The organism is Marinicella marina (genome assembly GCF_030065545.1).
GTDB classification, from domain to species: Bacteria; Pseudomonadota; Gammaproteobacteria; order Xanthomonadales; family Marinicellaceae; genus Marinicella; species Marinicella marina.
The window spans coordinates 100,893-120,594 of record NZ_JASJNC010000005.1; the positions used below are offsets into that span (position 1 = coordinate 100,893).

The window sequence follows — 19,702 nt, forward strand, 5'->3', positions numbered from 1 at the left end:
TATAGGTGATGAAAATAGCCTTATTTTTGTTGCTTTTGTTTATTTCATTTCTACACGCTGAATGGTAAAATGCTTGTCTTTTAAAACAAACGTTTGAATTATGGCAAATCTACCCGCTCCAATTAAAGACATACAATTCGTCGCTGATGAGGTTCTTGACCTGACCTCTCATTATAAAAAACTAGGCGTTCATGATGACATTGATGCCGAAACTTTCATGACCATTGTTGAGGAAGCTTCTAAGTTCTTGCATGAACATGCAGGCCCTTTGAACCGACAAGCCGACGAACAAGGTTGTCGTCATGAAGGCAACACAGTCACCACCCCAGATGGCTTCAAAGAATTATACAAAGAATTCAAAGAATCAGGCTGGGCATCGCTCGATGGTGATGTTGAGTACGGTGGCCAAGGCTTGAGTTATTGGTTACAGCTCATCCTGGGGGAATTGAATACTTTCTATTGTCCAGGGTGGTCTAACTACCCGGGCTTAACCCATGGTGCCAGGGAGTTGATTCAACATTTTGCATCAACCGAATTAAAAGACAAGTTTTTACATGGTTTGACCACCGGCGAGTGGGCTGGCACCATGTGTTTGACTGAACCACATTGTGGTACTGATTTGGGCTTGGTTAATACTTCTGCCAAACCCAATGATGATGGCTCTTATGCCGTTACAGGAACTAAAATTTTTATCACTTCTGGTGAGCATGACTTGACTGAAAATATCATTCATTTGGTGCTGGCTCGATTACCGGATGCGCCGAAAGGAACCAAAGGCATATCGCTGTTCTTGGTGCCTAAATTTTTATTGAATGAAAACAACCAAGTTGGCGAAAGAAACACCTTGGGTGCTGCCAGCATTGAACACAAGATGGGTTTGAATGGCTCAGCCACTTGTGTGATGAATTTTGATGGTGCCAAAGGTTATCTGATTGGTGAAGGCAATGACGGCTTGAAAATCATGTTCACCATGATGAACGGTGCTCGCTTGAATACCGGTATTCAAGGTCTTTCAGCAACACAGGCTTCTTACGAAAGTGCTTTGATGTATGCCAAGGAGCGTTTACAGATGCGAGCAGCTACAGGTCCTAAATTACCCAACAAGCCCGCTGATCCAATTATTGTTCATCCAGATGTGCGCCGCATGCTTTTGACGCAAAAAGCTTTTGCTGAAGGCAACCGAGCCATGGCTTATTTTGTAGGACAACAAATTGAAATCATCAAACATTCAAAAGATGAAAACGAAGTCAAAAGAGCCGATAAGCTGTTGGCATTTTTGACGCCCATCTTAAAAGCCTTCTTAACTGAGGTGGCTTTGGAAGCAACTGATAATGGCGTGCAGATTTTTGGTGGTCATGGTTACATCCGTGAACACGGCCAAGAACAATGGCACCGTGATGCCAAGATTTTTACCCTTTACGAAGGCACCACAGGTATCCAGGCTTTGGATTTAACCGGCCGTAAAATGCTGATGATGCAACACGGTCAAATTGGTGAAATGGCTGACATCATTCAAGACTTCATCAACAACAACGACACACCTTTGAATGATGAGTTACAAAACTATTTAGACATGTGGCAAGAAGTGACTCAGTTCATCGTGCAGGAAGCGCAGAAAAATCCCAACGAAGTGGGCGCTGCTTCGGTCGACTATTTGATGCTCTCAGGCTATGTAATCCTTGCATATTTTTGGGCGCAATTGCATAATTCAGCTGAGCACAACAAAGGTCAGTTGGGTGCGGAATTCTATAGTGGAAAGCAAAAAACCGCGAAATTTTATTTCGCCAAAATATTGCCAAGATGTCACAGTCTAAAAGCCACTATATTTACCGGCGCTGATCCTTTGATGGATTTTGAAGAATCAGAGTTTTAATGCAAACGATTGGAAAAATATAAAAAACATTTAAAAACAATCATCACATGGGTGCTGCTGGGGCTGTTGTTGCTCTTATGGGGACAGTTTATTCTGTTCCCTAAGCACAAAACAGATGCCATCCAAGCAGTCACGGCACCACCCACTCCACTGATTAATCGGTCGAACTTACCACCGATATCCAGCTACAATATTTTCGGTTCATCGACAGTCACAGAAATACCCTTGGATTTGATGCAAGGCGAATCTTCGCTTAAATTAATTATTACTGGCATTTTTGCCAGCAACAATCCCAGCCAAGGACGTGCTTACATCAAAAATGTTCAAGGTGATGAAAAGAAATTCGCGGTGGGTGATGATGTATTTGGCATGGCTGAACTGGCTGCCATTCATGAAGATTACCTGCTGCTTTCTCGCAATGGTAAAAGAGAAAAGTTGTCCTTGAGTAAAGGCCATGATTTAAGCACCCGAACACCAACAGCCAACTCAACAACAGCCAATGAGAAAGCCCAAGTCAATAACCAATCCTCACAGCGCATAGCCAACCACATCAAATCGGGTTCAGACTGGCAAGATGTTTTGAATCAAAAAAAATATGACCCCAATAAAATTGCGCAAATTGCTAGCAACATTCAAGTGGTCCAAGATGCCAAGGGCAAAGTGGCTGGATTGCGCGTTTCTCAACTTTCAAGCGGTGGTGAGTTAATGAAGCAAGGCTTGCGAGCCAATGATCAAATCGTAGCGGTCAATGGTGTAGATATCTCGTACCAAAATGTGCTGACCATCCAAAAACAATTACAAAGCAGTGCTGATGTCAGCGTGACAGTGATGCGCAATGGGCGTAGAATGAATTTAAACCTTAACTTGTCTGAGTTCCAATAATGAAGAAAATCCGATTATTTTTTGTCTTGATGATTACCGTGCTGATGGTAAACCCTGCAGCTGCTAACGATCACATGCACACTTTGAATTTACAAGACACAGAAATCAGATTATTGGTTGAAACCATCAGTGACATCACTGGTAAAAACTTTGTTATTGATCCCGAAGTTTCAGGCAAGATTACGGTGATTTCAGGCCAGCCGGTATCAGAAGACAAAATTTATGATTTGTTCTTATCTATCCTCAGCGTCAATGGCTTCACCACAGAAACCATCGGTGATACCATTAAAATCATTCCCATTGATAAAAGCAATCCACTCTCTGGCCTGACCAGTGACCATCCTGATCAATTAATGACGAAAATTTTCCGCATCAAGCACATTCCGGTTGATGAGGTGATGAACATGCTTAAGTCCATGAACAACAAAGCCAAACTGATCAGCAATAAAGACTCTAATTTATTGATCGTGTCTGATAAAGCAGGTAATGTTGAAAAAATGGAACAGTTGATTGCTAACATTGATCGCAAATCTGATTCTTCGATTGAGCTGATTCCATTACAGCATGCCAATGCCCAAGATGTGGCCGATACCTTGTCGCAGTTATTGGATTCTACCAACGCCTTGGGTCCACAATCCAAAATCGTTCCCGATACCCGCACCAACGCAGTGATCGTCAACGCCAACCCATCATTGAAAACAAAAATCATGAGTATCATCAGTCGCTTGGATGTGCCACTGGATACCAACACCCAAGCACAGGTGGTGTACCTTAAATATGCCTCAGCGGAAAATTTGGTACCAATATTGGAGCAATTGGCCAAACGCGGCCAAGGTGAAAATACCGACAATGATGTCAGTATTCAAGCCCACAAAGAAACCAATTCTTTGGTCATCAATGCCCCACCAGCCATCTACCGCAACATCCAACAAGCTGTTGAGATGCTGGATATCCGACGTCAGCAAGTGTTGATTGAGGCCATCATCGCAGAAGTGACCGTGGATAATTCAAAAGAACTCGGTGTCGATTGGTTTGCGCCGATTGCTGGTGATTCTGATGATGGCATTGTTGGTGGTTCTTTTACCGGCTCTAACCTACCCAATATAGGTGCTGATGATCCATTGGATGTGTTTGGCAGCTTACTCTCAGGTGGTCTGAATTTAGGCTATTTGAATTTCGGCACTGGCAACAACGGTGAACAGATTTTCAAATTCGGTGGTTTACTGAAAGCCATTGCGACCAACGGCAATAACAATATTTTATCAACGCCTTCGGTGGTCACGTTGAATCATCAAGAAGCCTCGCTGTCTGTTGGCCAAGAAGTACCTTTCGTTACTGGACAATTTTCCAACACAGGTAGTTCGGATCAACAAGGCACGCCCAATCCTTTTACTACCATTCAACGTGAGGATGTGGGTTTGTCATTGACAGTAACGCCCCACATCAATGAAGGTGGTCAGATTGTGGTTGATATTGCTCAAGAAATATCCAGCATCGATGCCACAGCGGTCAACGCGGTCGATTTAATCACCAACAAAAGGACCTTATCGACCTCGGTCATGATACCTGATAATAACATCTTGGTGTTGGGTGGCTTGATTGATGATTCGGTTCAGGAAACCATCCGCAAGGTACCTGTCTTGGGTGATATCCCGTTGATCAAGAACCTATTCAGGACGAAAAAAAGAACCCGCACCAAGCGCAACTTGATGATCTTTATTCATCCTAAGATTATGCACAGCGATGCCCAACAAACCACCATCAGTACAGAACGTTACAATGAAATACGCAGACAACAGTTAGAAGAGGTGTCGCCAGAAAAATTTCGCCGTGAAAAACCAGTACTGCCAGAGATGGAAGAAGCTACTCAAGACTCAGGCAAGCAATAAGACTGATGGGCAATAAAGCAGTCAAGTTACCTTCATACAGTTTCGCGAAGCAACGAGGCGCTACCATTTTACAACAGGCAGCAGATGGACAAATTACGCTGGCTGTATCCAAACAGGCATCACCTGCTGCCATTGCAGAACTACAGCGTCTGAGTGATGTTCCTGTGGCATTGAACTTTTATGATGCCAAAGAATACCAACAAGTCATACAAAAAATTTATCATCACCAGCAGTCGATGACTGACAATGTGGTGGCAGACTTAGATAACTCAGAAGCTGAGTTGTCACAAGTGGCTGAAGCGTTGTCAGAGCCTGAAGATTTACTCGAAAGCAATGATGATGCACCAATCATCAGATTGATTAATGCGCTGTTGGCTGATGCGGTTAAAGTCAATGCCTCAGACATTCACATTGAACCTGGTGAAGATCATTTGTCCATCAGGTACCGGGTTGATGGCGAATTACAAGAAGTTTTGACCCCCGACAGGAGCCTGACCCAGTTGATTGCATCGCGGGTTAAAATCATGTCCAAATTGGACATTGCAGAAAAGCGCTTGCCACAAGATGGTCGCATTTCACTGAAAATTGCTGGGCACCCGATTGACGTTCGGGTATCAACCATACCCGGCGCCTTTGGCGAGCGCATTGTGATGCGTTTGTTGGATAAAAAGGCCGGTCAACTGAGTTTGAAACAGTTGGGTATGAATCAACGGCATTTGATGATGATGCAGGAGCTGGTCAAGTTACCTCATGGCATCATTTTAGTCACAGGCCCAACCGGTTCCGGTAAAACCACCAGTTTATATGCCGCCATTGAGGCAATCAATGAGCGTTCACGTAACATCATGACCATTGAAGATCCGATTGAATATCACCTACAAGGAATCAGTCAGACTCAGGTCAACAGCAAAGTAGATATGTCATTTGCACGTGGCTTAAGGGCCATCCTAAGACAAGACCCGGATGTCATCATGATTGGTGAGATTCGCGATTTGGAAACAGCTGAAATTGCCATACAAGCGAGTTTAACTGGTCACTTGGTGTTCTCAACGTTACACACCAACACCGCGATTGGTGCCATCACTCGGTTGATTGATATGGGTGTGCCACCATTCTTGTTAGCCTCTTCGGTCAAAGCTGTGATTGCCCAACGTCTGGTCAAAAGACTTAACCCAGAAACTCGCCTTGAACAACCAGTGGATGAAGCAATGAGACAAGCATTGCAGCTACCTGATGATGTAACAAGTGTTTATCAAGCCGATGAATCTCTGCCAGTGAATCAAGCTTATGCCGGTCGCATGGGGGTGTTTGAAGTGATCACCATGGATCAGCAGTTAAAAACCATGATTCACCAAAACCAAGCTGAAAATGATATGGCTGCCTATGCGCATAAAACCAATCCCGGGATTGCGGCAGATGCCAAAGAAAAATTAATTGCTGGAGCAACCAGTATAGATGAAATATTGCGAGTCATTCACAGCGGTTGATACTGATGGAAGCCTTTGAGTACATTTCAATTGACCAGCTAGGTAAGCAACAAAAAGGCATTATCCAAGCTGATAATGAAAAACAGGCCAGACATCTGCTGCGCCAGCGGGCATTGACTCCAGTACAGCTTAACCTCGTTATCGAACAAGTCAGCAATACTTCCGATAAAACAGGCAACAACATAAAAACCAAACGCTTGGCCCTGAAGAAAACTGAATTGCCTTTATTGATTCGACAGTTGGCCACTTTGGTACAAGCCGGTCTGCCGTTGGATGATGCATTGAAAACTTTGATTGAACAAAGTGAGACTAAAACATCTGAACGGATACTAACCAGTGTTCATGCCAAGGTGCTTGAAGGTCAATCATTGGCTGCTGCCATGCGTCAGTTTCCTAAGGCCTTTGATGAACTGGTCGCAACCAGTATTGAGGCCGGAGAACAGTCGGGTCAGTTGGAAGCGGTGTTGTTACAGTTGGCTGATTATTTAGAAACACGCGATGAAATGGGCAAGCAGTCCACCTCTGCGTTGATCTATCCATTGGTACTGATAGTAACTGCGGTGGCTGTTGTGGCTGGTTTGATGGTTTATATCGTACCCAAAGTGATACAGGTTTTTGAAAGCAGCCAAGTTCAATTGCCAGCGATGACTCGGGTATTAATCAGTGTCAGCAGTTTTCTTTCCAGTTATGGCATTTACTTGTTGGCTTTTTTGCTGTTGTTGTTCATTGGGTTTTTGCTGCTGCGTCAATACCCGCCTTTTGAGTTGGGCTGGCACCGCTGGTTGTTGCGACTGCCAGGTATCGGTCGTCTCATTCGGGTCGGACAAGCGGCTCGCTTCACCCGAACTTTGGGCATATTAACGCAAAGTGCGGTACCCATCGTGTCTGCATTGTCCTTGTCTCGACAGGTGGTCAATAACCGCATCATAGAACAAGCTTGTGATGAGGTGGCAGCCGCTGTGAGGGAAGGCAGTTCGCTGGCAAAGGCCATGCAAAATACCCAACAGTTTCCACCCCTGAGTGTGAAATTAGTCAGTTCCGGAGAGCAGAGTGGCCAACTCAGTGAAATGTTGGTGAGGGCTGCTGTGGTTCAGGAAAAAGACGTAGAGAATAAATTGAAAACTTTGATTGGTGCCATCCAGCCCTTGGCTATATTATTTGTTGGATTGATGGTATTATTTATTGTGTTGGCTATGCTCTTGCCGATTTTTCAAATCAACACCATCATCCAATAACTGTTTCATAAACCATGATTATAGAGTTCAACCGAGTCAGTAAATCATACGGCAAACACAACAAGGCATTGGCTGACGTGAGTTTTGCAGTTGATGCGGGTGAAATGTTGTTTCTCACTGGTCACTCTGGTGCGGGTAAAACTTCAATACTGAAGCTAATCATGAAAATTGAGGAAATCAGTTATGGACAAGCCCAGGTCAACGGTTTTCAGTTGCGGGGCATCAAAGACCATCAATTGCCGAAGTATCGACAAGGCTTAGGGATGATTTTTCAAGACCACAGGTTGTTGGAAAATCGCACCATATTAGATAATGTTGCGATGTCTTTGTGGATTCGGGGTTACAGCCAAAGTGAGAGTTTGAAACAAGCACGTGTGATCCTACAACAAGTGGGATTGGCAGAGAAGCTGCCTTTTTATCCCAGCCAGTTATCCAGCGGACAACAACAACGGGTGGGCATAGCCCGCGCCATTGTCAGTAAACCAGACATATTACTGGCAGATGAGCCGACCGGAAATTTAGACCCTGATTTGTCTTTGGAGTTAATGGAGTTGTTCATGAAAATCAACGAAGCTGGCACCACAGTGGTCATCGCTTCGCATGATTTGATTTTGATTAAAAGACTGCGCAAACGGGTGTTGATATTGGATTCAGGTCAATTGATTGACGATTATCGGCCGAACCAAAAATGAACCAAATCACCCAGTCTACGCCCGATTCATTTTCACGCTGGTACCGCGGCCATTTGCGAGCAATGAAAGAAGGCTTGAGGATGCCATTGCATGCGCCTTTTTCTAGTTTATTTATGGTGATTACCCTGGCCATATGTTTTTATTTGCCGTTGGTGATGTGGACCCTCTGGCAAAATTTCTCCGAAGTGGAGGCCAAATGGCAAGGCCAAGGCAGTGTGGCTGTGTTCCTCAAACAAGGCTTAGATGCCACCCAAGTTCAGGCCATTAAAAAAGAGTTGGACGACAGGGCTCTGATCAGTGAAGTTGTGGTGGTGGATAATGACACCATCAAAACCAGCTTAACCCAAGACCCACAGCTGAAACAGATCATCGATGTGATTAAGTCACACGAATTGCCAGATCAAATCATGCTCAAACCACACCCCAATGCCACCAGCGAGCAGCTGCAGTCATTGGCGCAAAAGTTACAATTAAACCCCGATGTGGATTACGTCAGTTTTGATACCGACTGGTTCAACCAATTGAAAAGCCTGACCCAAGCTTTTTACTATTTGATGCAAGCCAGTATTGCGGTTTTCTTGGTAATTATTTTGGTGTTTTTGAGCCATTCTATAGGCAGTGAAGTGTCATCACATAAAGCAGAAATTGGATTGAAGAAATTATTGGGTGCCACCGCTGCACAAATCAGGAGAAGATTTTTGTATGGTGGTGTTTATTACGGCATCACTGCGGCATTGGTGGCATTGTTGATGTTAAAAGTCACTTTGTGGTGGATTGAAATTCCCATTCAAAATTTATCACAATCATTCGGTCAGGAAGTGATCATCAAAACCCCTTCGTTTGAACACATGTTGTTGTTCGTTCTAATCGTGGTGTTGGTGACCTGGTTTGGCTCTAGAATCAGCGCATCGAATCATATCCGTGCATTATGATTGACACAAATGATGACATTAGCTGCCACTGAATCAAGCATTGGTGTACAATATTGGTATGAGTGAATCGCAAAAAGTTTTGATAGCCGACTCTTCTAAATTGGCCAGAACACTAACCGAAAAATTAGTAAAAAAAATAGCACCCTTAACCAATGTGATTTCAGTCAGTTCGGTGGATCAAGCCATCTCAAAACTGAAAAAAAATCGTGTTGACTTAATTATTTCAGCTTTGCGTTTACCCGATGACGATGGCACAAAAATTTGTGAGTATGTCAGGGAAAACCATCATTATTTGCCAGTAATCATCGTTTCTGGTGATGTTGATTCCCGTTTGAAAGACAGGCTGCTCAGTACCGATGTCACTGACTATATCGATAAATCCGCAGGACAAAAGGGACTGGAAATATTCTTGCGAGGTTTGTTGCGTCCCGATGATGAAATCAATGGCAAGATACTTTATATTGAAGATTCTGCCGTGGTTGCCCATGCCACCAAAAAATTACTACAAAACCACCATTTAGATATCACCCATAAAGTCAGTGTCACTGATGCCAAAACTGAAATTACCGACAGTCAAATGGCGCTGGATAAGTTTGATTTAGTTTTGACTGATTATTATTTGAAGAATAATGAAACGGCCTTGGAAATACTCGATTATTTTCGCAACGATCTGAAGCTTGATAAGATTGATATGCCGTTTGTTATTATGACCGGTGATGAAAATACTGAGAACCAAAAGCAGATTCTTAATTTGGGTGCCAATGACCTCATTGGTAAACCGGTTAACCAAGAAGCTTTGGTTAAAAAAATAAAATTTCAGGTCAGGTTCACGCAATTCCATCGCAAAAACAACTGATCCTCAATGCAACCTCAGATTGATGCCAGCTGGTTGCAGCATTTGGAAACAGAATTTCAGCAACCTTACATACAAGACTTGAAAGCCTTTTTATTAGAACAGAAACAGGCCGGTAAAGTGATTTTTCCACCCGGTAGTTTGATCTTTAATGCATTGAACAGCACACCACTTGACCAGGTCAAAGTGGTGATCTTAGGGCAAGACCCCTACCATGGACCTGGTCAAGCCCATGGCTTGTCATTTTCAGTACCAGATGAGGTAAAGATTCCGCCATCATTGAGAAACATATTCAAAGAATTAGCTGAGGATTTGGGCGTAATAAATCACACGGGCAACCTACAAAGTTGGGCCAATCAAGGCGTACTTTTACTTAATTCAGTGCTTACAGTTGAACAGGCACAAGCAGGCAGTCATCAGGGCCGAGGCTGGGAAAGATTCACTGATCGCATCATTCACGTCATCAATGAGCAGCGAAAACAGGTGGTTTTCATGCTGTGGGGCAGTTACGCCCAAAAGAAAGGCGCTCACATCGATACCGATCAACACCTGATATTAAAAGCCCCACATCCCTCGCCATTATCTGCCCACCGTGGGTTTTTGGGTTGTCAACATTTCTCAAAATGTAACGAGTTTCTCAAAAGCCAAAAAAAATCACCAATAAATTGGCAAATTTAGTTAATTTCACTTTTTTCTGCTTATCAGGCAGTATTATAATCATTGAGTTAAACAAATGATCCATAGCCCATGAAAACAATCATACCAACAATTATACTGACCATTTTGGCCTTTATTTGTAGCGCTGAATCCAAAGATAACCACAACTACCGAGCAGATGGTGGACAATTAAAATTGTACTTCTTTTATGAGTTGTTGCATGATTTGGGTATTGAGGTCGAAGATGGCATCAAAACCAGGTCGAAAGACTGGAGTTTGAATGAACTCGTCATTCCAGTCAGTCAAGCCGGTGGCTTGGATCTTTATGTGCCAGATGATGGCCTCAAAGGCGTTCCAACTGGTCAGTTGTTGCTGGAAGCGGATTTCAGTTGGCGCAGCGAGGGTGATTTGATCAGTTTCAGAAACTTGACCATTCAACCGGTCAAAAGGGCGCTGAAGGCAGGAGAGTTAACGGCCTTAGAAGTGATCAATGAGGGTGGCGATGTGCTGTTTAATTTAGATCATATACACGCAGGATTTAACAACAACAAATCCATGGTTGAATTCAACAACATGGACTTAAGGATCAGTCAATGGTTGGCTGATAAACTGGGTAAATCATATTTAGGCCAAATGGTGGTTGGTCATGCCCACATGAGCAACCAGGTCAGTATTCCGACCAATTATGTCAAAGACCAAGCATATATATTAGGTGGTTGCACCAGCGGTGGCTGGCCGGATGAAAACAACCCCATTGATGTGCAGTTGATTGCCATGAGTGCACAATATGTCAGGAGCATAGGCAATGACCACGTGGTATTCACACCCAGTGCGACACTTAAAAATGTGGCTGATTCAGATGTGGCATGGTGGCGCAAATTCACAGGCGTGAATCCACCTTATGACAACGACCAACATCCATACTTGTATTGGAGCATGTACCGTGAAATAGACAACCGTTTTGAACAAATTGGCACCTCTGGTTTAAAACATGCCTTTTTTACCGTCAATACTTTCTGTGCCTGCAGCGGTGGGCAAATATTATATCCAACTTGTGAAGACACCTACAGTGTGGGCAACAATGACAGCCCATCACACTTGGGCCCCAAAGCTGAAATAGAGGCCTTCAGTGGCCTGTGGCAGAGCACCGGTTCGTTTTTTGACCAAGTACCTGCTGGCGGTGATGGCAGTCAGGATACCAATTCCAACGGCACCGATGAAAACCGCATGGTGGTGGCAGAAGCTGATTTTGCTGATACCAACCTGGATTATTACATATCATCTTGGTATGTGATCAGAGATGACATTGATATTTATAACTCCATGGGTTATCGCGGTTATCAATTCACGCCAAACGGCAATGCATGGATAACCAATTCCACCACTGCCTTTATCAATGGACCTGCCAGTGATCAGTATGTGACTCCAAACACTTTTGATTTGGCAGCGGGCACGGCATCGCAGCGTTTATTGCAAGCAGGTGAGGGACATTTGACTGTCGCAGTGAAGGTGATTGATTTAAAAGATGGTACTTATCGCTACAATTACATGGTTGAGAACCATGATTATGACCCACAGGTCCAAACCATCACCTTGGTTTTGGCAGACTTGGCATCATTCAGTGATTTCGTGTTCGCGGATACCGATGAATTGGCTGCCAATGATTGGGGGTTCATCCGTGACTCTAATGAACTGATCTTGCAAGCGCCGCCTGAAAATACACTGGATTGGGGTGAGTTGTACAGTTTTTCATTCACCACAAATGCGGCACCTCAAGCAGGTCAGGTTGTATTGACAGGTTCTGAAAATGGCGGTGATGAATTCAGTGCAGATGTTATAACACCTTTATTTACTGATTTGATTTTTGAGAACGGGTTTGAATAACTGAACTGTGTCTGAATCGGTATCGATAAGAATCATGCAGCGCTGCGTTATATCTGTTAGAATACGCACTTTTTATTACTTTAGGAAATTATTTAGTTTTTATGGCGAAAGAAGACGTAATTGAATTGGAAGGTAAAGTCATTGATACCTTACCCAATACCATGTTCAGGGTTGAATTAGAAAACGGTCACATCGTGACTGCTCACATCTCTGGTCGCATGCGCAAACACTACATCAGAATTTTAACTGGTGACACCGTTACCGTTGAACTCACACCTTATGATTTAAGTAAGGGGCGAATCACGTTCCGCAGTAAATAATTTTCTAAAAAAAAAGCCCTTCTCAGGGCTTTTTTTAATGTTCAGTTGATGACTCTTGAGTCGCTGACAGCATCAGTGTATTGGGAACGATATCGAAGCTCAAAGCATCATCCACCACGCTGACTTTGACCAAACCGCCTTGCTTTAACTTACCAAACAAGATGTCATCAACCAATGGTTTCTTGACGTACTGATCAATCGCTCGTTGCATCGGTCTGGCGCCCATTTCTGGGTTATAACCTTTTTCAACCAACCAAATTCTGGCAGCCTGGGTGATACTGAAAGTGATGCCTGGATCTGTCAGTTGTTGTTCAAGTTCAATCATGATTTTATCGACAATCTTCTCGATGTGTTCTTTCTCAAGAGCCTTGAACGGAACGATGGCATCCAGTCTGTTGCGAAATTCTGGGGTGAAATGGCGATTCAATTCAATCATCGCATCGGTACTGCGGTCTTGGGTGAGGAAGCCAAAACTGTTTTGACCAAAGACTGAAGCACCGGCATTGGTGGTCATAACCAACAGCACATTCCTGAAATCGGTTTCGCGACCATTGGAGTCTGTTAATTTGCCGTTGTCCATGACTTGTAACAATATGTTCATGACATCTGGATGGGCTTTTTCTATCTCGTCCAAAAGGACAATGGCATGTGGGGTTTGATGCACTTTATCGGTCAACAGACCTCCTTGTTCATGGCCTACATAACCTGGCGGTGCACCAATCATTTTAGCTACAGTGTGAGGTTCCATGTATTCGGACATATCAAAACGGATAAGTTTTAACCCAAGGTGATGAGACAATTGTTTTACCACCTCTGTTTTGCCTACACCTGTTGGGCCTGCAAATATTAAATTTGCCACTGTGCGGTTGTCCCTGTTCAGCCCAGCTCTGGCCATTTTTATCGCATCAGATAAGATTTCAATGGCTTCATCTTGTCCAAATATGACGTGTTGTAGGTTGCGTTCTATGGACTGCAATTTTTGACCGTCTTCTTGGCTGATGTCATCAACTGGAATTTTGGCAATGGAAGCAACCACGCGTTTGATGTCGCTTGCATTGATTGCATCTTGTTGTAAACCTTGGATTTTTTGCCATGAACCTGCTTCATCGATGGCATCTATGGCCTTATCCGGTAAGAATTTATCGCTGATGTGTTTGGCCGATAATTTAACCGCTGCTTTGATCGCATCGCACTCGTAATTAACCCCATGATAGGATTCAAAATGAGGTTGTAAGCCGGTGAGTATCTCAATCGCTTCATCTTGCGTAGGTTCGTTCACTGTGATTTTCTGAAAACGCCTTGACAGTGCGCGGTCACGATCAAACACAGTCCTCACTTCGTCATGCGTGGTGGCTCCAATACAACGCAGTTTGCCCTGGCTCAAGGCTGGCTTCAGCAGGTTAGATGCGTCCAGTGAGCCGCCGGAAACAGCACCGGCGCCGATGATTGTGTGAATCTCATCAATAAACATGATGGCATGCTCAATACCTTGGATGTACTTAATCACCGCTTTAAGGCGTTTTTCAAAATCGCCACGGTATTTCGTCCCCGCCAATAAGCCGCCTAAATCCAGTGCAAACACATGAGCATCCTGCATCACTTCCGGTACGTTTTTGTTGACCACATTCAAGGCCAGTCCTTCTGCAATGGCGGTTTTACCCACGCCTGGTTCACCAACCAGTAAGGGGTTGTTTTTTGAACGCCGCATTAAAATTTGCACCATCCTTTCCAGTTCAGAAGAACGACCTATCAAGGGGTCAATTTCACCTGCTGCCGCTTTGGCATTGAGGTCTATTAAAAACTCTTTTCCGCTGTCTTTGTTTTCAGTATCTGCTGACTCGTCTTGGTTTTGATCAATGGTGTCTGGCTGCAGCGCATCTTCACTGCTGGCTTCATCACCGTGGGCGATACAACGCACCACGTCAAAACGTGTGATGCCTTGTTTATTCAGCAAATAAACCACATGAGAATCCATCTCATCAAACATCGCAACCAAAACTCGGTCACCGCTGACGCTTTTCAATTCAGCTGATTGGGCTGAGTAAATAGCACGCTGGATGACTCGCCTGAATGCCAATGTGGGTTGTGTTTCTAACTCAGTTTCTGCTGGTAAAATTTTGACGTGTTGACCAATCAGCACTTCTAATTCTTGTTGTAATAACTGTATATCTGCACCGACTGTATTCAATACATGTTTGGCATGTTTGTTGGTCAACAAAGCAAGCATCAAGTGTTCCATGGTTAATAATTCATGGCGCCTTTTGCGGGCATACTTATAAACTTGGTTGATACTTTGGTCTAGGTGAATATCAAGCATCAGACCACCTCCGCGACACACAACAAAGGGTGTTCGTATTCTCTGGCATATTCATTGACTAAAGCAGTTTTGGTTTCAGCCACTTCGTGGGTATAAATGCCACATAAGCCTTGTCCACGGGTGTGCACATGTAGCATGATTTGTGTGGCTTTCTGTTCATCCATATCGAAAAACTTTTGTAACACTTCAATCACGAAGTCCATGGGCGTGTAGTCATCGTTCAAAAGCATGACTTTATACATTTTCGGTTCTTTGAATTCAGTGTCTGTTTGTTCTAGTAACTCAGCACCCAATTCGTGTTTGTTATTTTTATTTGACATAGTTCATTTATTTTATCTCAATGTCTAATATTTGCTTTTATCAGCATATTTCAAGTGGGTTTTGTATTCATTTAATATCATAACTCATAAATCTTTATCAGGGAATGACCTTAAAGCCAGTTTCCTCGTCTGGGCTTTGAATTGACTGTGTGAACAACGCAAAGATTGAGTGTTGCATCACCAGAAAGCCCAAAATATATATGCCTTTAACTGACCTGTTGCATAAAACTCAAAGTAAATATTGACCGAACGGTCAGTCAGTAGTAATATTACCATCATTCAACTGTAAATCAATGCCATCCGCCATGCACAAACAAAAGCCAAAAAAATACTTATGGATACTTTCAACCCTGGTGCCTTTGATGGGCTTGTCAGGGGTCGTTTTGTATGAATTAACTGATCAATCCATCATGTTGGTGGTGCCGTTGTTGTTCATTTATCTGGTGGTGCCGGCATTGGATTTCGTGTTTTCTGCTGATGAAAGCAATCCTTCGGAAGCTGATGTTCCAACTTTAGAAAAAAACAGTTATTACAATTGGATTTTGTATTTGATGCTACCGATTCATTTCCTGGTGTTCACCTCATTGGTGGCATACATGGTCACTGAACCTTTGGCTTGGTGGATGCAAGTGATGCTATTGATGACATTGGGCGTGTTTGGTGGGTTGGCGGTTAATTTAGGCCATGAGTTAGGCCATAAAAAAAGTCGCCTAGATAAAAACTTGGCCAAATTGGCATTGGCCACAGGTGCCTATGGCCACTTCAACATCGAACACAACGCAGGACACCACCGTGATGTCGCCACGCCAGAGGACACCGCCAGTGCCAAAATGGGTGAGAGTATTTATCGTTTTGTATTGCGTGAATTTCCAGGTGGTGTAAAGCGCTCATGGCGGATTGAAACAGCGCGTTTAAAACGCAAAGGTTTACCTTGGTATTCAGCCGACAATCAAATCATCCATTCCTATTTGTTAACGGTGATCATTTATGCTGTGTTGACTTACATTCTTGGGTGGGCAGCTTTGTTGGTGATGCTGCTGCAAGCGCCTTTGGTGTGGTGGCAATTAACCAGTGCTAATTACATCGAGCACTATGGCTTGCTGCGACGGAAATTAGACAATGGCAAGTATGAGAAATGCCAACCCAAACATTCTTGGAATTCAAATCATTTGATTTCTAATTTGTTGTTGTTTCACCTACAAAGACATTCAGATCACCATGCCAACCCATCTAGGCATTATCAAAGTTTACGGCATTTTGAAGAGGCACCACAGCTGCCAACTGGCTACATGGGCATGTTTGTTTTGGCTTACTTTCCACCGTTGTGGTTCAAAGTGATGGATGCCAAGTTGATGAAAATGTATAAAAATGACATGAGTTTGGTGAATAATTAACTAATTAAGCCGTGCAAAGTGAGCTATTTTGTGGTGCTTGCTATATAATCCGCTCACTTTTCTTGCGGCCTCGCATCGTACTATATGTCACAATCAACACCTGTTAACACATTCGAAGAACTGGGTTTATCCAGTCCAATTTTAAAAGCAGTCAAAGAAAATGGTTATGAACAGCCATCGCCTATTCAGTCGGCCAGTATACCGCCCATATTATCTGGCAAAGATGTTTTAGGACAAGCGCAAACTGGTACCGGTAAAACCGCTGCTTTTGCGTTACCCATCTTGTCAAAAATTGACTTAAAAGCCAAACAAGTTCAGGTGTTGGTATTGACTCCTACCCGTGAGTTAGCCATTCAAGTGGCAGAAGCATTTCAAGCTTATGCCAGGCACATCGATGATTTTCATGTGTTACCGATTTATGGTGGTCAAAGTTATACCATCCAATTAAAGCAGCTTAAACGTGGTGTGCAAGTGGTAGTGGGAACACCAGGTAGGGTGATGGATCACATGCGTCGCAAAACATTGAAGCTAGATGGCTTGCAGACATTGGTTTTGGATGAAGCCGATGAAATGTTGCGCATGGGTTTCATAGATGATGTGGATTGGATATTGAGCCACACACCTGATGAACGACAAATTGCGTTGTTTTCAGCCACCATGCCCAAGGAAGTGAAAAAAGTTGCTGTTAACCATTTAAATAACCCGGTTGATATCAAAATCAAAACCCAAACCACCACCGCAAAAAATATCAATCAACGGTTTTGGATGGTCAGTGGCATTAAAAAATTAGAAGCATTGACGCGGGTCCTGGAAATTGAAGAATTTGATGGCGTGTTAATTTTTGTGCGCACCAAAATGGCCACTGAAGAGCTGGCAGAAAAATTACAAGCCAGGGGCTTTTCTGCCGAAGCATTGAATGGCGATATGATACAGAAACAGCGTGAGCGTTTGGTTTCAAAACTGAAGAAAGGCGTGATTGATATACTGATTGGCACCGACGTTGTGGCAAGAGGCTTGGATGTAGAGAGAATCAGTCACGTCATCAACTATGACATTCCATACGATACCGAGTCATATGTTCATCGCATTGGCAGAACGGGTCGAGCAGGGCGTTCAGGTGAGGCCATTTTATTCATCACCAAACGTGAGCAAAGGATGTTGCGTATGATTGAAAAGGCCACCAATCAACCAATCAAACCAATGAACATACCATCAGTTGCTGATATCAATGACAATCGCATGCAACGTTTTAAAAATCAGATCATTGAAACTTTGGCTGCTAAAGATTTGTCTCTTTATAATAACTTGGTGGCTGAGTTACAACAAGAAACCGACTTTGAAAGCAATCAAATAGCAGCAGCATTGGCCTACATGAATCATGGCGATAAAGGTTTGTTCATTACTGAGACCAAAGGTGAAAAGCATGCACGCGCTCAGGGCTCAGACCAGCTGCGTGATGAAAAACGACCGATCAGAAAAAGCGGTTCGGAAATCATTGATACCAAGCCAGTGCCATTGATTACGCATCCTGATGTGGAAATGGAAAGGTATGTATTGAATGCGGGTCGCAATCAGCGTGTCAAACCAACTCATGTGGTTGGAATGATATGTAATGAGGCCGAATTAGACCGAGAGTATGTCGGCCAAATAGAAATATACGATGATGTGACCACTGTTGATTTGCCCGCTGACATGCCAAAAGAGGTTATGGATATTTTGTGGCAGGCTAGATTATGCGGGCGCAAAAGTGAAATCAAACGAGCGCAACAAACAGCCAAAAAGTCATCGCCATCAAGCCGAAAACCTGCCAGCCCTAAACGTCGTCGCAAACCGGTCAATAAAGGTAAAAAGAAAGCCAAATCAAATTCATTTGGAAAAAAGAACAAAGCCAGAGGAAAAAAATATTAACTGATCAATAACCTGATTGTTAATCGACTTTGAAATTTTGTTCTGTTGTCAGAGCTGCTTAAAAAAGTGGCAGTGGCAGCATGTTAGAATAATGTATTCAGTGCTGTGATTGTCAGATTGTGGATAAAATAAAGGTTGGTGTCAGTGCATGTTTGTTGGGTCAAAACGTTAGGTATGACGGTGGACACAAACATGCCCAATGGATGACTGATGCGTTCAGCGAGTGGTTTGATTTTCAGCCTATTTGTCCAGAAGTCGAAGTGGGTTTGGGTGTGCCACGAGAACCCATTAACTTGGTTCAGGTTGAGAACAAAATCAGGGTGAGGGCAGTCAACAATCCGAACCTTGATCATACCCATAAGTTACATCTATTGGCTGATCAATACATTCCCGAACTTGAAACTTTTTGTGGTTATATTTTTATGCAGAAGTCACCCAGCTGTGGTTTGCATAAGGTCAAAGTTTTCTGTGAGGATGGCGAGAACCAGATTGGCGTTGCTGGAGGTGCATTCAGTACCCAGGTGATTAAAAACCATCCCAGCTTGCCTGTGGAAGAAGCGAGCTGTCTTGCTGACAGTGAAGTTCGTGCTCATTTTTTAACTCGTGTGTTTGCCCATTCAGATTGGCAAAAAAATGTACTGATATCACCATCAGTCAAAAGCCTTAAAGATTTTCATCGCCGGTATTGGTTGCTGTTCAAAGCACATTCAGAGCCGCTGTTGCATCAACTGGACCAGTTGTTGGCAGATGCTAATAACAGCAATAACAGTCATCTATTGAATAGCTATGAGGCCATATACAGAGACTGTTTGGCGGCGCGACCACAGCGCAACAATCACGTTGCGGTGATGTGTCACGTGTTGAATGAGCTGGAGCCTCTGTTGCAGGCACAGCAAGTGCTTAATTTAGAGGCCATGATAAACCAATATCAAAATCAGTTGTTCAATAAATCAAAGGTCATTGAAGCACTGCTGGAATGCATAAAAGTATCTACTAAAGAGTCATTGTTAGAACAAAAATATTTCGAACCTTATCCTTCAAAATTGCTTTAAAAATAAC

16 protein-coding genes are annotated in these 19,702 nt (G+C 43.4%); 14 read left to right on the top strand and 2 right to left on the bottom strand.

Features of this window, described 5'->3' with window-relative positions; genetic code table 11:
* Window positions 1–100 precede the first annotated feature (100 nt).
* The 11 genes from QNI24_RS09075 (at window position 101) to infA (ending at window position 12,704) form a co-directional block, all read left to right on the top strand.
* On the top strand, window positions 101–1,873 hold the full coding sequence (locus QNI24_RS09075; protein WP_267176380.1) for an acyl-CoA dehydrogenase C-terminal domain-containing protein: 1,773 nt from the start codon (window positions 101–103) through the stop codon (window positions 1,871–1,873).
* A gap of 9 nt (window positions 1,874–1,882) precedes the next feature.
* On the top strand, window positions 1,883–2,755 hold the full coding sequence (locus tag QNI24_RS09080) for a type II secretion system protein N (protein WP_267176381.1): 873 nt from the start codon (window positions 1,883–1,885) through the stop codon (window positions 2,753–2,755).
* Entirely contained in the window at window positions 2,755–4,644 is a 1,890-nt protein-coding gene (gene gspD / locus QNI24_RS09085; RefSeq protein WP_267176382.1) for a type II secretion system secretin GspD, read from the top strand. Before QNI24_RS09080 ends, gspD begins: the two co-directional genes overlap by 1 nt.
* A gap of 5 nt (window positions 4,645–4,649) precedes the next feature.
* Window positions 4,650–6,131: a type II secretion system ATPase GspE gene (gspE, locus tag QNI24_RS09090; RefSeq protein ID WP_267176383.1), complete on the top strand. Its 1,482-nt coding sequence runs from the start codon at window positions 4,650–4,652 to the stop codon at window positions 6,129–6,131.
* A 5-nt stretch (window positions 6,132–6,136) separates the two neighbouring features.
* The gene (gspF, locus tag QNI24_RS09095) at window positions 6,137–7,366 is read left to right on the top strand and encodes a type II secretion system inner membrane protein GspF (protein WP_267176384.1); all 1,230 of its coding nucleotides are present in this window, start codon (window positions 6,137–6,139) and stop codon (window positions 7,364–7,366) included.
* 14 nt (window positions 7,367–7,380) lie between these two features.
* Window positions 7,381–8,058 (top strand): cell division ATP-binding protein FtsE, encoded by a 678-nt coding sequence (ftsE, locus tag QNI24_RS09100; RefSeq protein WP_267176385.1) that lies wholly within the window; start codon window positions 7,381–7,383, stop codon window positions 8,056–8,058.
* Window positions 8,055–8,990, top strand: coding sequence for a cell division protein FtsX (locus tag QNI24_RS09105; protein WP_267176386.1), 936 nt, complete (start codon window positions 8,055–8,057; stop codon window positions 8,988–8,990). Before ftsE ends, QNI24_RS09105 begins: the two co-directional genes overlap by 4 nt.
* Window positions 8,991–9,048: 58 nt before the next feature.
* Window positions 9,049–9,846: a response regulator gene (locus QNI24_RS09110; protein ID WP_267176387.1), complete on the top strand. Its 798-nt coding sequence runs from the start codon at window positions 9,049–9,051 to the stop codon at window positions 9,844–9,846.
* Window positions 9,847–9,852: 6 nt separating this feature from the next.
* Window positions 9,853–10,521 carry a uracil-DNA glycosylase gene (gene ung / locus QNI24_RS09115; RefSeq protein WP_267176388.1) on the top strand — a complete coding sequence of 223 codons (669 nt, stop codon included), beginning with the start codon at window positions 9,853–9,855 and terminating at the stop codon, window positions 10,519–10,521.
* A gap of 69 nt (window positions 10,522–10,590) precedes the next feature.
* A complete protein-coding gene (locus tag QNI24_RS09120) occupies window positions 10,591–12,384 on the top strand; it encodes a hypothetical protein (protein WP_267176389.1) in 1,794 nt (597 codons plus the stop codon).
* Window positions 12,385–12,485: 101 nt separating this feature from the next.
* Complete coding sequence (infA, locus tag QNI24_RS09125) at window positions 12,486–12,704, top strand: translation initiation factor IF-1 (RefSeq protein ID WP_099019321.1); 219 nt, start codon at window positions 12,486–12,488, stop codon at window positions 12,702–12,704.
* Between the two features lie 34 nt (window positions 12,705–12,738).
* Here infA and clpA read toward each other — a convergent pair whose 3' ends face one another.
* Window positions 12,739–15,021 (bottom strand): ATP-dependent Clp protease ATP-binding subunit ClpA, encoded by a 2,283-nt coding sequence (clpA, locus tag QNI24_RS09130; RefSeq protein ID WP_267176390.1) that lies wholly within the window; start codon window positions 15,019–15,021, stop codon window positions 12,739–12,741.
* On the bottom strand, window positions 15,021–15,341 hold the full coding sequence (gene clpS, locus QNI24_RS09135; RefSeq protein ID WP_267176391.1) for an ATP-dependent Clp protease adapter ClpS: 321 nt from the start codon (window positions 15,339–15,341) through the stop codon (window positions 15,021–15,023). The genes clpA and clpS overlap by 1 nt, the downstream gene beginning before the upstream one ends.
* 305 nt (window positions 15,342–15,646) lie before the next feature.
* On the opposite strand from clpS, the gene QNI24_RS09140 reads away from it, so the two are divergent.
* From QNI24_RS09140 to QNI24_RS09150, 3 genes are all read left to right on the top strand, one after another.
* On the top strand, window positions 15,647–16,735 hold the full coding sequence (locus QNI24_RS09140; protein ID WP_267176392.1) for an alkane 1-monooxygenase: 1,089 nt from the start codon (window positions 15,647–15,649) through the stop codon (window positions 16,733–16,735).
* A gap of 84 nt (window positions 16,736–16,819) precedes the next feature.
* The gene (locus QNI24_RS09145) at window positions 16,820–18,643 is read left to right on the top strand and encodes a DEAD/DEAH box helicase (RefSeq protein ID WP_267176393.1); all 1,824 of its coding nucleotides are present in this window, start codon (window positions 16,820–16,822) and stop codon (window positions 18,641–18,643) included.
* 119 nt (window positions 18,644–18,762) lie between these two features.
* A complete protein-coding gene (locus tag QNI24_RS09150; protein ID WP_267176394.1) occupies window positions 18,763–19,695 on the top strand; it encodes a YbgA family protein in 933 nt (310 codons plus the stop codon).
* Window positions 19,696–19,702 lie beyond the last annotated feature (7 nt).

What these genes read in the sequence shown, in the direction of transcription:
- clpS (WP_267176391.1), bottom strand. Translation starts at nt 15,341, where the DNA reads ATGTCAAATAAAAATAACAAACACGAATTGGGTGCTGAGTTACTAGAA.
- QNI24_RS09140 (WP_267176392.1), top strand. Translation starts at nt 15,647, where the DNA reads ATGCACAAACAAAAGCCAAAAAAATACTTATGGATACTTTCAACCCTG.
- QNI24_RS09105 (WP_267176386.1), top strand. Translation starts at nt 8,055, where the DNA reads ATGAACCAAATCACCCAGTCTACGCCCGATTCATTTTCACGCTGGTAC.
- infA (WP_099019321.1), top strand. Translation starts at nt 12,486, where the DNA reads ATGGCGAAAGAAGACGTAATTGAATTGGAAGGTAAAGTCATTGATACC.
- QNI24_RS09120 (WP_267176389.1), top strand. Translation starts at nt 10,591, where the DNA reads ATGAAAACAATCATACCAACAATTATACTGACCATTTTGGCCTTTATT.
- QNI24_RS09110 (WP_267176387.1), top strand. Translation starts at nt 9,049, where the DNA reads ATGAGTGAATCGCAAAAAGTTTTGATAGCCGACTCTTCTAAATTGGCC.
- gspE (WP_267176383.1), top strand. Translation starts at nt 4,650, where the DNA reads ATGGGCAATAAAGCAGTCAAGTTACCTTCATACAGTTTCGCGAAGCAA.
- ung (WP_267176388.1), top strand. Translation starts at nt 9,853, where the DNA reads ATGCAACCTCAGATTGATGCCAGCTGGTTGCAGCATTTGGAAACAGAA.
- QNI24_RS09145 (WP_267176393.1), top strand. Translation starts at nt 16,820, where the DNA reads ATGTCACAATCAACACCTGTTAACACATTCGAAGAACTGGGTTTATCC.
- gspD (WP_267176382.1), top strand. Translation starts at nt 2,755, where the DNA reads ATGAAGAAAATCCGATTATTTTTTGTCTTGATGATTACCGTGCTGATG.
- ftsE (WP_267176385.1), top strand. Translation starts at nt 7,381, where the DNA reads ATGATTATAGAGTTCAACCGAGTCAGTAAATCATACGGCAAACACAAC.
- gspF (WP_267176384.1), top strand. Translation starts at nt 6,137, where the DNA reads ATGGAAGCCTTTGAGTACATTTCAATTGACCAGCTAGGTAAGCAACAA.
- QNI24_RS09075 (WP_267176380.1), top strand. Translation starts at nt 101, where the DNA reads ATGGCAAATCTACCCGCTCCAATTAAAGACATACAATTCGTCGCTGAT.
- clpA (WP_267176390.1), bottom strand. Translation starts at nt 15,021, where the DNA reads ATGCTTGATATTCACCTAGACCAAAGTATCAACCAAGTTTATAAGTAT.